This window comes from Mesorhizobium onobrychidis, assembly GCF_024707545.1.
Lineage (GTDB): Bacteria > Pseudomonadota > Alphaproteobacteria > Rhizobiales > Rhizobiaceae > Mesorhizobium > Mesorhizobium onobrychidis.
The window spans coordinates 200,924-215,389 of sequence record NZ_CP062229.1; the positions used below are offsets into that span (position 1 = coordinate 200,924).

The window sequence follows — 14,466 nt, forward strand, 5'->3', positions numbered from 1 at the left end:
CGGGCATGGGTCGGATAGTGGGACCGGCACAAAAATCAGGGATCCTGAATTTGCAAGCCAATGCATTCGATCCGCCAGAGGGCTCTCTCCGCAGATCGGTCGGACGCGGCGCTATCGTCACGGCTTTGGCGCAATCGGTGCGGGTTGCGACGCAGGTCGCCTCCGTCATCGTGCTGTCGCGCCTGCTGTCGCCGCACGACTTCGGTGTGGTGGCAATGTGTGCGCCGGTGCTTGCCTTCATCGCGCTGTTCCAGGACTTCGGCCTAACCCAGGCGACGATCCAGAAAAGTGGAATCAAGCATGAAGAGATCAATTACCTCTTCTGGATCAATGTCGCGGTCAGCGTGCTACTCGCTTGCGTGCTCGCCGGCGCGGCGCCTCTGGTCGCCGCCTTCTACGGCGAGCCGCGGGTGGCAGATCTGGTGGCCGCGCTCGGGCTGCAGATCATAGCCTATGGGCTCGGCGCCCAGCATCTGGCGCTGCTGACACGCCGCATGCAGTTCGCCCGCCTGGCCATCATCGACGTCGCAAGTGCCATCGCCGGCCTCGTCGTGTCGATCGCCTGGACTTTCATCGACCGTTCCTACTGGGCGCTTTTTGCTGGCACGCTGACAGCAGCCGTGCTGCCCACGATTTGCTTCTGGGCAAGCTCGCGATGGCGCCCCAGCCTGCCGCGCAAGGTTACCGGCATCAGTGAGCTGATCAATTTCGGCGCCGGCATCACCGGATTCAACTTCGCCAACTTCTTTGCCCGAAATCTCGACAATGTGCTGATCGGAAAATACTGGGGCGAAGCGCAGCTTGGGCTCTATGACCGCGCCTACAAGCTGCTTCTGTTTCCGCTGAGCCAGATCACCAACCCGCTGTCGAAGGTCATGGTGCCGGCTCTTTCCAGGCTGAAGGACGAGCCGGACCGCTACCGCAGCGCCTATCTTCGCGTCATGCCGCTGATATTGCTGGTTGCACTTCCAGGTGTCGCCTTCGCCACCGCCATGGCCGACGTGCTGATACCGTTCGTGCTCGGCGAGCAGTGGCGGCAGAGTTCCAGCATCTTCCTGGCGCTCGGTTTTGCCGGGCTGCTGCAGCCGCTCAACAACCCGGCGGGATGGCTTTTCATCAGCCAGGGCCGCTCGGGCGATTTTATGCGCTGGGGCATCATAACAGCCTTGACCTCGGTGCTGGCCTTCATCGTCGGCCTGCCCTATGGCGCGCTGGGCGTGGCGATCGCCTATGCAGTCAGCGAGTATCTCAGAACGCCTTTCCTGTGGCTCTATATCGGCAAGACCGGACCGCTGCGGGCAAGCCATATTCTTCGCGCGGCAACGCCCTTTGTGCTTGGTGCACATCTGGCGCTTGCCGCCATCTGGTTCGCCAAGCCGCTGCTGCCGCAACAGCACATCCTCGCCATGGCGAGCGCGGTGGTGCTATCCTACATGATCACCATCGTGGTCGCCCTAGCGTTTGCTTCCGGCCGCGAGGCGTTGCGGGAGGCAGTGAAGCTCCTGCCGGCACGGGCGCCCGCGGCGGCACCAAGCGAGGCGAAGTAACTTGCACGGACATCCATACGAGGACCAGGCCTGATCCCATGCACTACCGATCGATCTCCGACATGAACGATGCCATTGTCAGGAACCTTCACCGGTTGCCGCGCGATATCGACCTGGTGGTCGGCGTCCCCCGAAGCGGCATTCTCGCCGCCACGCTGCTCAGCCTGACGGCGAACATCCCGATGACCGATCTGGACAGTTTCCTTGCCGGAAAGATCTATACTTCGGGGGTCACCAAACGCCGGGCCGCGCTCGACCGGCAGGCTTCCGACATGCGCAAGGTTCTGGTGATCGACGACAGCGTCAGCGGCGGCGCCGCCATGCGCGAGGCACGCAGCCGCGTAGAGGCCGCCGGCATCAAGGCGGACTTCACCTTCGCCGCTGTGTTCGGCCTGCTGCCACAGCACGAGGAAACCGACATCGTCTTGGAAGTCGTGCCGCATCCAAGGATGTTCCAGTGGAATTTCATGCACCACAAATTCCTCGCGCAATGCTGTGTCGACATCGACGGTGTGCTCTGCCTGGATCCGACCGAAGCAGAGAACGACGACGGCCCGGCCTATGAGAAATTTCTGAGCGAAGCACTGCCTCTCTTTGGCCCGACCCGCAAGATCGGCTGGCTCGTCACCAGCCGGCTCGAGAGATACCGCGCGCTTACCGAAGCATGGCTCGCAAAGCACGGCATCGAATACGACAAGCTGATCATGCTTGACCTGCCGAGCAAGGCGGAACGGCAACGGCTTGGCGTGCATGGCAGTTTCAAGGCCGATTTCTACCGCAAATCCGATGCCATCCTGTTCATCGAAAGCGAGCACCAGCAGGCGCTAAAAATCGCCAAGCTTTCCGGCAAACCGGTGCTGTGCGTGGAAACGCATGTGATAAATTATCCCGACACGTTGTCGCTTCCGGCACTTCGACAGACGGCACGCAACCTTCCGGACAGATTGCAGGAGATCAGTTCGCCCGACGGGCGCAAGACGGCGATCAAGACCGTCGCGCGCACGCTGCTTGGCGAACGCGGCTACGAGACGCTCAAGAGCCGGGTCAAACGACCGGCCTGAACCTGGTTTCGGGACTTAAAGCGCGTCGCGCGACGCGCTTTAAGGTTTGTTTTATGCAGTCGTTGTCCAAAACCGCTACGCACTTTTGGGCGACATGCATTAGGCGGCTTGCCGCGAAGGCTGTCGTGTCGCCCTCTCTAGCATCGAGAAGAAGGTCGCGAACTGACTCGCCGGATCGAGTTCCGGGCGCTCGGAGAATGCACGCGCCGCCGCGGAAAGCCGCCGATATTCCTGGCTGTCGGTCCACAGACGCCTGACCACTGCCACCCAGTCGGCGAGTGGGGCGTCGTAGTCCAGCACCACGCCACCGGAGCCGACCGCTTCGGGCAGGCCACCACGACGCGAGCCGACGACGGGAATGCCGCTGCAATGCGCTTCCGACGCCACCCGGCCCCAGGCCTCTTCCCATTTGCTGGGTGCGAGCAGGATTTTCGTGCGGCCATAGACCGTCTTCATATCGCTGGTCCGGCTCTCCAGCGTGACGTTGCCGAGCGGCGCGATCGTCTGCTCGATCCGGGCCCGATGATCGTCATCGAGCTTCCAGCTTTCGACGAACAGGAACGGGATTTCGGAGCAGGCGGCGGCGATGCGCACCGCAAGCTCGAAACCTTTTTCCTCATAGGGGTTGATCAGCGTGACAAACGCACCCGTCGTCGGCGTGCTGTAGAGTGCGGGATTGATGGTCGGCGGTATAACCGTCGAATCGATATCGAATTTTGCCTTGTAGGAGCGCGCCGTGAACTCGGAATTGGCGATGTAAAGCGCCGAATGCAGCTCGCGCAGATCGCCGCCCAATTCATGAAACTCGACATTCCTCAGATACACGACCAGCGGTACGCCTTCGGCCTGCAGCGCCTTGCCGATCGGAACCGACTTGTGGCACTGGACCACGGCGACGTCCGGCCTCAGCTTTTCGACGGCAAAACCCGCCGCCTCCCAGGGAAACCAAGCCCGCACGACCGGATAGCCCGGATAGCTGTCGATGACCGCTCGCTGCCTCAGAAGCTTCATCTTGGCGCGCGCCTTGTAGCCGAAGACGCCCTGGCCGAACAGCGCGGCGAGCACCGACGCCTCATGTCCGCGCTCGAGCAGCTGCTCGGCAAGATGATGAGTGCTGGACTGGACACCGCCGCTGAACTGGGGCGTGTAACCGTTGCCGCCTGCAAAAAGCACTTTCATGGTTTCGGCTCCTGTCGCATTCTCAAGTTTACGGACGATGACGGATCGCTTGTTAACGGATGGTGACTGCAACCCGCCGTCAGGCACCCTGCTGCATCTCTAAATTGGCGAACGGATTGGTGCATGGCTGCCATCCGGTGAATCGGATCGGGTCGGTTGGCGAACTGCGCCGGGCGTAGTCGGTCAGCATATGGAACTCGGCAATGACCCAGCGGTCGAAATGCCTCAGATCCTCTTTTTTCCGTTCGGGCAGCAACCGGCGGGCGGCGCCCAATTTCAGCGCCTCAAGCAGAGTGACCGCATCGCCCAGCTTTTCGTTTGGAAATATCCAGGGATTCCGCTTCTGGAACTCCAAAACGAACTGCTGCAAATGCTCGATGCGCATGTTCAGCCTGCCGAAATATCTTTCGAGCGTGACGCGCACCAGGTCCTCGTCCGAAAGCGAGGAAACGGCGGCGTAGGCGATGCCGGTCGAAGCAACTCCGCCAGCCATGATGGCCAGTGCCGCGCGTCGCGAAACCTTGATCATCCGGCCATTTCCTTTCCCGCTATCCGGCTCGCCGCCCGCAAGGAGAGGGCTGCCGCGGTCAGGCTCGGATTCGCACAGGAGCAGCTTGGATATGTGCTCGAGCCGACGACAACAAGGTTCCTGAGCCGATGGTGGATCATGTCACGGTCGACAACCGAATCCGCCGGGCTCACGCCCATCCTCAACGTGCCCTGGACGTGCGACTCGGTCCGCCGGATGCCGCGATCGAAAATCGCTTCGACCGGCAGCGGAGCCAGAAGCGCCGGCAATTTCTCCTTTGCCCGCGCCATGCCCTTGACCGCGTAGTCGGATGCCCCCTTGAAACTGATGAAGGCGTTTTCATCCTCGTCAAGGATCACGAGATTTTCCGGTTCAAGCAGGTTTTCTGTGACAATGATGAGGGGAAGCGTCTGACGGACACGTCCCTTTTCCGGGCGCATCCCATGCTGCCAGCGGTTTTCGAAATAAACCAATGCCGCCGCATGCTGTGACCGGTGGGAGCCGTCATAAAGGCCGAAATTCAGGCCGGTGGTGATGGTGCTTCCGTCGAAATTGTCGACACCGTCGAGATAGGCCTCGAAATTCCATCCGTAGGATTCGTGCAGGCCGCGGCCGACGAATTCGCCCGACAGGCCGGACCGCAGCATGATCGCCGGGCTCTGTATGGCATTGGCGCCCAGAATGAAAAGGTCGCCGCTGACCGAATATTCCTTGCCGTCATGAACGAAAGTGACCGACCGGACGGATCCGCCGACGTGGTCGAGCCGACGAACTTCAGCACCAAGGCAGACCGAAACGTCGGGATGCTCGAAGACGTGCATCAGGCCGTTGTTGGCGGTGAACTTCGCATCGACCGGGCATAACCCGCATCGCAAATTGGCACAGCACGAAGACCGCTGCGCGGTCGGCACCCGCGCCCTGGCTGTCGGCACGACAAAATGCTGGTCCGGCTGCGCCGCTTTCATCATTCGGTCCGGCGTCGACATGTGGTGCGGTGGTTGGGGAAACGGCCTTGAACGCGGCATCATCGCCGCCATGTCGGGGTCGCCTGAAATCGACATGACGTCCTCTGCATCGCAGTAGAACGGCTCGAGCTCGTCATAGCTGATCGGCCAGTCGTTGCCGACGCCGTAGAGGCTTTTCAGCCTGAAGTCGTTCGGATGAAAGCGCGGCGTCTGCGCGAACCAGCAATTCGTCCCGCCACCCAATCCGATGGTGTAGTTCCACGGCTTGTCGGAGTTGGTCTTGTAGGTGGTCTCGTCCTCAATGTCGGTGTTGACGTTCTGCTCGAGCTGCCATTCATGCGTGTTGTGCCGGCCCCATTCCAGAAGCAGAATGCGCGCCTTTCGCTGCTTGGCGAACGCATGCAGGAAGAAGGCGGAACCGAAACCGGAACCGACAGCGACAAGATCAAAATGTTCGTTGGCGATCTGTTCCGGCCTAATGCCCAACACCATCAGATAAGACCCCTTGCTGACACGAGCGCGTTCATCGGCGCCCTCGTGACCGTCCTGATGTCCGAGCCGGCCTTGTCACCGGCCTTTCCCGCATGGTCTCACGCCGCCAGCCTGCCGATGCTGTGATATTCGATGCCGTAGCGAGCGATGACCTTCGGGTCGTAGAGATTTCGGCCGTCGAAGATGATCGGCGTGATCAGCGCATCCTTCATCGCATCGAACGACGGCGCCTGGAAGTTCTTCCACTCGGTGGCGATCATGAGAGCATCGGCGCCGCGCAGCGCTGCCTCCTTGGTGCCGCACAAGAGCAGATCCTCGCGCAGTCCGTAGATGGCCTGGCATTCCTGCATCGCCTCGGGATCGTAGGCCTGCACTTTGGCACCGGCCTTCCACAGCGCTTCCATCAACACACGCGCCGGCGCCTCGCGCATGTCGTCGGTATTGGGCTTGAAAGCCAGGCCCCACAGCGCAAAGGTCTTGCCCTTCAGATTGCCCTCGAAATAGCGGTTCACCTTGTCGAACAGGACCGACTTCTGTTCATTGTTGCGTTCCTCGACCGCGCGCAGCAGCTTGGCATCGAACTTGACGCCTTCGGCGGTCTTGATCAGGGCGCGCACGTCCTTTGGGAAGCATGAACCGCCATAGCCGAGGCCCGGATAGATGAAGTGATAGCCGATGCGCGGATCGCTGCCGATGCCCTTGCGGACCTCCTCGATGTCGGCGCCCAGCTCCTCGGCCAGATTGGCCATTTCGTTCATGAAGCTGATCTTGGTCGCCAGCATGCAATTGGCCGCGTATTTGGTGAACTCGGCGCTGCGCACATCCATCACGATCATCTTCTCGTGGTTGCGGTTGAATGGAGCGTAAAGCTCACGCATCACCGTCTCGGTATCCTCACTGCCGGTGCCGACGATAATGCGGTCGGGCTTCATGCAGTCGGCCACCGCGGAGCCTTCCTTGAGGAATTCCGGATTGGAGGCGACGTCGAAAGTCAGATCCTCGCGGCCCCGCGCCTTCAGCGTCGCGGCGATCTTGGCCTTTATCTTTTCGCAGGTGCCGACCGGCACGGTCGACTTACCCACGACGATCTTGGGCGCGTCCATCTCCCGGCCGATGGCCTCGGCAACGGCCAGCACATATTTGAGGTCGGCCGAACCATCCTCGCCCGGGGGCGTGCCGACGGCGATCATCTGGATTTGGCCATGCTTGACGGCGGCCGCGGCATCGGTGGTGAACTTGATGCGGCCGGCCGCATGGTTCTCCTTGACGAGGTTTTCGAGCCCGGGCTCGAAAATCGGGATGAGGCCCTGATTGAGCCGCTCGACCTTTTTCACGTCGATGTCGACGCACACCACCTGGTGTCCAACTTCGGCAAGCACCGCCGCCTGCACGAGACCGACATAACCAATTCCAAAGACCGTCAAATTCATTTGGTATCATTCCTGTTCAAGACTTCGGAGCGCTTTCGGTCCGGCCGGTTCAGATTAGTCTTTACTTTATGCTGCATGCCAGCGATTCCGGAAACTGGCATGGCTGGCCCAGTGCCGTGAATGCGACGCGGTCAACTTGCATGGTGAGCTTGCGGCCCGGATCCGAAAACGGCCCCAGCCATTCCTTCATCGTGTCGCTGCCCCAGTGGCTGAAGAATATCTTTTGCGCATGGCTGGGCAGCTTTGCCGGATCGGTGATCGTGTTTACCAGTTGGCCATTGACGTACCAGCGCAGCCGGTCTTTCTCCCAGACGAAGGCATAGTCGTTGAAAGCCTTGTCGGTGCCGCCAGCTACATCCACTACTTTCTCATTGTTGCCCTTGCCGGCTATGTAGGCGTTGACCTGCACCTTGGACGTGTCCTTGGTCAGCACCTCGAAGTCGATTTCATCCCACGGCTGCTTATCGGTGGGGCCGATATATGTGAAGAAGGCGGCGTTGATGCCGGAGCCCGCATCGGTTTTCAGCCGCGCCTCATAGGTGCCATAGCCGAAGCGCTTCTTGGTCTGGATCTCGCCACAGGCAAAGTCGCGATCCTTCAGCTTCCGCTTTTCGAAACCGAGCGTCAGCTTGCCGTCGGAAAGCTTGACCTGGCTTTTGGACCAGGTGCAGTTCTGATACTTGCCGTTTGTCCAGCCGTCGGCAATGTACCAGCGCGCACGGTCGAAGCTGGTGAAATCATCGACGAACGATGGCGCAGTCGGGATGTCCTGCGAACGGGAAGGGGTCGGGCTTGCAATCAGGCTGCCGAGTGCGACCAGCAGAAACGCGCCGCCCGAACATAGCTGCCTCAGGTTCCCTTGCCTGATCGTGCGCGTGAACGGCCTGTCGCCGGTTGCTGGGGTGGACGTGCTTTTCGGATCCGCATTCATACCAAACTCACCTTTGTGCTGTGCGCCCCCAACCCAAAGTCGACGTTCAAACCATGACGAAACGAGATGATCTTGACCGTCTGCCAATACCTTCCTTGTGTTGCCTGTTTTTTTGTCCTGTGCAGCCTTTTGCTGTGGCACCAAACCCCTTGCCTGTGGCGCCACCCAGGATCCTTGAAGTTCACCCCGTGCCGGCAGCCGGCTTGGCGAAATCAGCCTTGGTGGTCGAGCTACGCTCGACGCTTTCGTCGAAGATTGCATCCAGCGAATGACGGAGATCCTTCATTAATTCGTTCTGGCGCGCGAGCGCCGCGATGCGCCGCTCGCAATTCAGGATCGACTTCGTCAGTTCGCTGACCTCGGCGGATCTGCTGGAGGAGGCCGCCCCATTCTCCATCGCCTCGACCAAGAAGGCCGCGTTGGTGGCCTTGGTCCGATAGCGATTCTCAAGGCCGTTTTTCTCCGCCTCGACCTCGGCTGCGATCTGGTCAAGCAGCTTTGCCAGGCGGTCAAGGCGCGAGATGTCGGTCTGCCTGTCTCGGGCCGGATCCCTTGATCTAAAGCCGAATATCGAGACCATCCGCTCAGTTTCCTGTCATGGTCGGCCTGGCACTCATGGTCGGCCTGAGGCCACCCCCGTGCCCGTCCGGGCCAACAAAACCTTGTCGCATCGTCCAGCTCCTCTGACAGGGGGACATTTTCGGGCCGATTCAAACAGCCAACCAAAATTGCTGCACCGCAACATACATGCCATCCCCAAGGCGAGTAGGCAACCACCTAGTGTGGCGAATCGGAAATTCGCATCACAATGGGGCGGGGTAAGGGCCTGTTGACAGGATCGGCATGGCACGGCCTGCGGACAAGCTCAAGTCTCGCCGGCCGGGCTGGTTGCGGCCATGAGAAAGCGCAACGGCGGCACAGGCTGCTTTGAGCCAAAGCCGGCGCGGCGAAACAGCGCATCCAGCTTGTCGGCGGCCACGCCGCGAACGATGGGGATAAGGTTGGATTGGCTGGCCAGGGCGTAGGCCGCAGCCGATGTCAGCCCCTGCTCATTCTTCACGTCGAGGAAGTTTCGCAACCGGTATTTGTCGCGTACCTGCCGTTCGTGCCTTCTGAGCACGGCTTTAGAACCTTCCGGCAAACTGTCGATCGCCAGCAGCGCCAGATCCGCGTCGGCCAGACGCTTGAGATCCTGCGTCTTGTGCCGGCCGCTCAGGGAATCCGCGCGGACGATCGCGCCGTAGCCGCAGGACCTGATGACCTTGAAGCGCGCACCGCAAGCCACCGCGCGCGCGTAGAGTTCATAGTCTTCGCCCAGTCGCAGGTTTTCGTCATAGTGCAGCCCATGCCGGTCGAGAAAAGCGCGGCTGATCACCGGCTTGAGGAAACCCAACTCACCTCTCTGCACACGGCGACTGGAGATGTTGCCTTCGATGAAACGCTCGAAATCGAGGAACTCCGGATCGGGGGAGAACCGCGGAGCGGCGATTTTCGAGACATCAGTTGCCGCGTCGTCCCTGATCATCATGATATTGTCGGCAGCGAAATCCCAATCGGCGCTGGCGAACAATTCGCGAAATCTGCCCGCAAGAAAAAAATCGTCGGCGTCCAGAATGCTGATGAACGGCGATTTGGAGCTGGCGATCGCGGCGTTGCGGGCGAAGGAGGGGCCGCCGTTGACGTCAAGCCGGATTACGGAAAGCCTGCCGCTGCCATCGTCGGCCGCCCGAGCGACTTTCGCGGTATCGTCGGTAGAGGCGTCGTCGACGACGACGACTTCCGCCACCTCCGGCTCGCGCAATGCCGATGCGATGGCAACCGGGATTGTCCGCGCCGCGTTGCGGGCAGCGATGATCACGCAGACCTGGGGTTCTGTCATCAATTCGCCTCTCGACTGCACGGTAGCTCCGATTCCTCGCCCTTCCCCGTTGAATGTCCAATGCAGCTCTCGTTCTCAACGACTGCCGGCTGTTTGAAAAAGCGTCAGCCGGCGCTTATGCTGCAGGTGCGAAGCAAAGCATCGTCAAAATCATTCGCCCCGTCCAGTCTTTCCTTTCGGTGTCGCCTCGGCGCAAATCTATGGGCGATGAAATGCCAGCGGATAGACGGGCCGCTTCGCACATCGTCCCTGCTCATTCTGGATGGAGCCGTCAGCGCACTCGAATCGCTGATCATCAGGTCGATCGACAGAGTTTAGGCAATATTAGGGGCTGAATCAGAGGATCCGAGGCTGAAGGAAAAATCCGGAAGCCGGTTGTCCAGGATGTTGTCGGGCGAGCAGTCCGCCAGGAATCCGACTGACGCTACCTGTCGTCAGGTTAGTGGAGGCGTCTCCTGGCACTGAACTTCTCGCCATCGGCCGTTTCGGCCGAACTCAGCTTTCGTTCGGCATCGCGAATCTTATCAGCCGACGTCGGGGGATTTCTGACAACCATGACGAAAACCAACAGAAAGTAGCCCAGCTGGATGACAATGGCGCAGGCTATAGTGCGAAACAGCGTTGTGCCCAGCGGAGCGCCGTCGAGATAAGACCAGGCGGCCACGATCGCCAGGGCGAAAATCATGCCGACAGTGAATTTTGGTAGCGACATACCCGACAGCCCGTCAACCTGCTCGGGCAAAAATCGATGATTGACCCACCCCGAGCCTCCCTTCGCCATGCGAGTTGTTGAGGCCGCTCGCTTGGCCGGTTGCTTCCGGCATTCCCACGCTGCCCATACTCTGACAGAAACAATTTGCAACTCTATTAAGGTGTGCAATAGCGGGCAAGGCCAACCGCAAATTATTTTGGATAAGTTCGCGGGATCGAGTCTGCCATGTTGCGATGCACACATCGGCATCACGGCCAATCACCCGGTATGGACTCACTTCAGTAAGAGCCGCAATATTAACCAGTATTTTACTTTAAAGACTCTCTATATTTTACAAAGCTGAAGCACGACAACACTCGACGATGCGACGCAAAGAGCGATTCGTCCAAAATCAGCCTCAAAAAGGCACTAGATTTTTCACGGTTGCCCATAATTTGTCACAAACTCGCCATAAAGTTTAAAATTTGTGCAGGATCGGTTTATTATTTAGTCAATTCATGACGTGATTATTTCAGGCGCTCAAGAAATTGTGTGTTGCGATGCAGCATTTTTTTGATATCGTGCGGCAAACCATCCGTTCAACGTATGGAGTTTACGCATGAGGGACGTAGCCAAGCCGGCCGACGCGGAATTTTCGCAGGCCGGTATCGATTTTCAACCAATCGGCGGCCTGCTCAAACGCAGCTTCGATATTGCCGGTTCACTGATTGGCCTGGTTGCTCTCAGTCCGCTGTTTGTGATGGTCGCGCTGCTTGTCAAGTTTTCTGACGGCGGGCCGATTTTCTACGGTCACAGCCGGATCGGTCGGGGAGGACGGATTTTCCCGTGCCTCAAATTTCGGACTATGGTACAGAATGGCGAACAGGTGCTGGCTGCATATCTTGCCGCCAACCCAGATGCCAATGCCGAATGGATAGCGACCCGCAAGCTCAAGAACGATCCGCGCGTCACGCGCGTCGGGGCCGTGCTGAGGAAGCTCAGCCTCGACGAATTGCCGCAGATCATCAACATCCTTCAGGGCGACATGAGCCTTGTCGGTCCTCGCCCCGTCGTGCGCGACGAGCTCGAAATCTACGGCAGTTCGGCTGTTTATTACCTGAAATCGCGCCCCGGCCTGACCGGGCTCTGGCAGGTCAGCGGCCGCAACGACGTTTCCTATGACAGCCGGGTCGCATTCGATCGCCACTATGTCGAGAACTGGTCGCTATTCGAGGACATTCGCATTATCATCAAGACCGTGCCTGCCGTCTGGATGTCGCGGGGCTGCTACTGACCGGCCGGGACCCGGTCTCTGTGTGGATGAGTGACTGTCCAGACGCCAGACATTCTGCAGCAAGTTTCATCGGGCGAGGCTAAGCGGATCGGAAACGTTCAGTTGAAAACAGACATCTTCGAAATCTCCAGCGCCGGCATTGTTAGCAATCGCATGCGGCGGATGCGGCTTTTGATCACTTGCCTCGCGCTGGCACTCACCATTCCCCAACTCGCCGCCGCCGATGAGTACCGCCTTGGATCGCAGGACAAGCTGACCGTCCGCGTGGCCGAATGGCAGACCGTTGAAGGCACGTTCCGCGACTGGACGGCCGTCAACGGAGAGTACACAGTCGGCCCGGCCGGAACATTGTCCGTGCCGTTCGTCGGCGAGATGCCGGCATCTGGCAAGACGACATCCGAGATCGCGGCAGCGATCGGCCAGGCGCTCCAGCGCAAGCTCGCCCTGGCGGACCGGCCGGAAGCCTCCGTCGAAATGGCGCAGTACAGGCCGTTCTACATTTCCGGGGAGGTCCAGACGCCGGGCCAGTATCCTTACGTGCCGGACCTGACCGTGCTGAGGGCGATGAGCATCGCCGGCGGTGTCCGGCGGAGCCCAGAAGGACAGCGGTACGACCGCGACATGATCAACGCCAAGGGCGATTTTGACGTTCTCCAAGACCAACGGGTCCGACTGATCGTCAGGCGCGCCCGCATCGAAGCGGAGATCGCGGACAAGCCGACATTCGACGTGCCGAAGGAATTGGCCGACGATCCGAAGCTGGCAAGCATCGTTGCCGACGAGATGGCGATCCTGACAGCCGACCAAAAGAAGCTCAAACTGCGCCTTCAGGCGCTCGACGACTTGAAGAAGCTGCTGCAGAGCGAGATCGACTCGTTGCAGAAAAAGATCGTCAACCAGCAGCGGCAGGTCGACCTGGCAAAAGAACAGCTCAGCGGCATCGGTTCGCTGGCGCAGAAAGGCCTTGTCGTCAACACGCGGGTTCTGGGTTCGCAACAGACGATCGCCGACCTGGAAGGCCAGATCCTGGATTACGACACGGCCATCCTCACCGCCAAGCAGGCGATCAGCAAAGCCACCCAAGATGCCATCGACCTGGAAAACACCCAGAATGCGGGCCTCGCCGCCGACCGGCAACAGGTAGAAGCCGATCTCAGTGCAACGATGCTCAAGATGAACATGCAAACAGGCCTGATGGCCGAAGCCATGTCGGGGAACCCGGCACTGCAACGCTATCGCGACGGCGAAGAGCCGGCAATGACGTTTAGCCTGGTTCGGATGGTCGACGGCAAGACCAGCGCAATCACCGCCAGCGAAGACACGCCCGTACTGCCCGGGGATGTGATCAAGGTGAAGCTGGTACCGATGGCTAGCCAATAGGCCTTCGAGCGATCGGCCGATCCGATCACGCCGAACAGATCGACTGGATCGGCGAAGAGTTCGACCCGGACGAGTTCGACCTTGAACTCGCCAACACTGTGCTCGCCGCCCCGACAAGCCGGCCTACCGCCAACTCGGGACGTGAGTAATTGCAGCGCAAGGAGATGTTGTGCTTTAGTTGCAACTTAAATCCGAGGAGGACTTTGTCGTGCACAGTGAAAGGGACGAAATCGTCAGTCGAGAAAGAGAATTTCACAATCTCAGATTCAGTCAGGAGGAGGATCCAAGAGGAAGCCTGGACAAGTGGTATCGAACAATTCGTCACGGCGCTGAACGTCAAGACGAGCAAATAAAACGCCTGTCGAAAAACGCAGACGTGCTCGAGTACGGTTGCTCCGATGGCGGGTGGTCCCTGCATTCCCTGCACCTGCCCGATCTTTGCCGATCTCTGACGGGGATCGATATTTCGGATGTAGCAGTGAACAAGGCGAACGAACGGGCGAGCACGCTTGGAAGCACGAACGCTACATTCCTGGCGATGAATGCGGAAGCCATGTCCTTCGAGGACAACAAGTTCGACCTGGTGTATGGACGCGGGATCATCCATCACCTGGACCTGGACCGGTGCTTTTCCGATGTGGTCCGTGTCTTGAAGCCGAACGGCGTGGCGTCCTTCTACGAGCCGATGGGACACAATCCTCTCCTGAATGCCTTCAGAAGGCGGACACCGCTCATCCGCACCGCCGATGAACATCCTTTGTTAATTTCGGACTTCGCGTTGGCCCGCCGCTATTTCAGCAATGTCCAGGTGGACTATTTCGGCCTGTGCTCCGTAGGAAGCGCGCTAATGCCACGAAGCATCTCGGAAACCGTCTACACAGTTGGCAAAGCTGTCGATTCGGTAGTTCTGACGCTTCCCTTCGTGAAGCGGTTCGCATGGTATGCGCTCCTAACCCTTAGGGCCTGATCAATAGGTGGCAAGCCCAACTCTGGCGAGGGTGGAAGGGGCAAGTGCCTCACGCCACCGCTTCAGAAGCTGCCCGGGTGACGATTGTTTGGCCTGAGCGCTGTTAGGCGGCGTCTTCGTA

The 14,466-nt window shown here is 59.6% G+C and carries 13 protein-coding genes; 5 read left to right on the forward strand and 8 right to left on the reverse strand.

Going from position 1 to position 14,466, the window contains the following annotated elements; genetic code table 11:
- Nucleotides 1-50 precede the first annotated feature (50 nt).
- Entirely contained in the window at nt 51-1,547 is a 1,497-nt protein-coding gene (locus IHQ72_RS00930; protein ID WP_258120735.1) for a lipopolysaccharide biosynthesis protein, read from the forward strand.
- Nucleotides 1,548-1,585: 38 nt separating this feature from the next.
- Nucleotides 1,586-2,608 carry a phosphoribosyltransferase family protein gene (locus tag IHQ72_RS00935; protein ID WP_309508735.1) on the forward strand — a complete coding sequence of 341 codons (1,023 nt, stop codon included), beginning with the start codon at nt 1,586-1,588 and terminating at the stop codon, nt 2,606-2,608.
- Nucleotides 2,609-2,707: 99 nt separating this feature from the next.
- Here IHQ72_RS00935 and IHQ72_RS00940 read toward each other — a convergent pair whose 3' ends face one another.
- From IHQ72_RS00940 to IHQ72_RS00975, 8 genes are all read right to left on the reverse strand, one after another.
- On the reverse strand, nt 2,708-3,787 hold the full coding sequence (locus IHQ72_RS00940) for a glycosyltransferase (protein WP_258120737.1): 1,080 nt from the start codon (nt 3,785-3,787) through the stop codon (nt 2,708-2,710).
- A 79-nt stretch (nt 3,788-3,866) separates the two neighbouring features.
- Nucleotides 3,867-4,316 (reverse strand): hypothetical protein, encoded by a 450-nt coding sequence (locus IHQ72_RS00945; protein ID WP_258120738.1) that lies wholly within the window; start codon nt 4,314-4,316, stop codon nt 3,867-3,869.
- A complete protein-coding gene (locus tag IHQ72_RS00950; protein ID WP_258120739.1) occupies nt 4,313-5,773 on the reverse strand; it encodes a GMC oxidoreductase in 1,461 nt (486 codons plus the stop codon). Before IHQ72_RS00950 ends, IHQ72_RS00945 begins: the two co-directional genes overlap by 4 nt.
- A gap of 98 nt (nt 5,774-5,871) precedes the next feature.
- Nucleotides 5,872-7,203 (reverse strand): UDP-glucose dehydrogenase family protein, encoded by a 1,332-nt coding sequence (locus tag IHQ72_RS00955; protein ID WP_258120740.1) that lies wholly within the window; start codon nt 7,201-7,203, stop codon nt 5,872-5,874.
- 61 nt (nt 7,204-7,264) lie between these two features.
- Complete coding sequence (exoK, locus tag IHQ72_RS00960; RefSeq protein ID WP_258123690.1) at nt 7,265-8,134, reverse strand: endo-1,3-1,4-beta-glycanase ExoK; 870 nt, start codon at nt 8,132-8,134, stop codon at nt 7,265-7,267.
- 181 nt (nt 8,135-8,315) lie between these two features.
- Complete coding sequence (locus IHQ72_RS00965) at nt 8,316-8,714, reverse strand: single stranded DNA-binding domain-containing protein (RefSeq protein WP_258120741.1); 399 nt, start codon at nt 8,712-8,714, stop codon at nt 8,316-8,318.
- Between the two features lie 285 nt (nt 8,715-8,999).
- On the reverse strand, nt 9,000-10,013 hold the full coding sequence (locus tag IHQ72_RS00970; protein ID WP_258120742.1) for a glycosyltransferase family 2 protein: 1,014 nt from the start codon (nt 10,011-10,013) through the stop codon (nt 9,000-9,002).
- Between the two features lie 439 nt (nt 10,014-10,452).
- Nucleotides 10,453-10,794: an exopolysaccharide production repressor protein gene (locus IHQ72_RS00975; RefSeq protein WP_258120743.1), complete on the reverse strand. Its 342-nt coding sequence runs from the start codon at nt 10,792-10,794 to the stop codon at nt 10,453-10,455.
- Between the two features lie 529 nt (nt 10,795-11,323).
- Here IHQ72_RS00975 and IHQ72_RS00980 point away from each other — a divergent pair.
- The 3 genes from IHQ72_RS00980 (at nt 11,324) to IHQ72_RS00990 (ending at nt 14,345) form a co-directional block, all read left to right on the forward strand.
- A complete protein-coding gene (locus tag IHQ72_RS00980; protein WP_095493866.1) occupies nt 11,324-11,998 on the forward strand; it encodes a sugar transferase in 675 nt (224 codons plus the stop codon).
- Nucleotides 11,999-12,151: 153 nt separating this feature from the next.
- Nucleotides 12,152-13,378 carry a polysaccharide biosynthesis/export family protein gene (locus IHQ72_RS00985; protein ID WP_374120377.1) on the forward strand — a complete coding sequence of 409 codons (1,227 nt, stop codon included), beginning with the start codon at nt 12,152-12,154 and terminating at the stop codon, nt 13,376-13,378.
- 178 nt (nt 13,379-13,556) lie between these two features.
- Nucleotides 13,557-14,345: a class I SAM-dependent methyltransferase gene (locus tag IHQ72_RS00990; RefSeq protein ID WP_258120744.1), complete on the forward strand. Its 789-nt coding sequence runs from the start codon at nt 13,557-13,559 to the stop codon at nt 14,343-14,345.
- The last annotated feature ends 121 nt before the right edge of the window (nt 14,346-14,466 follow it).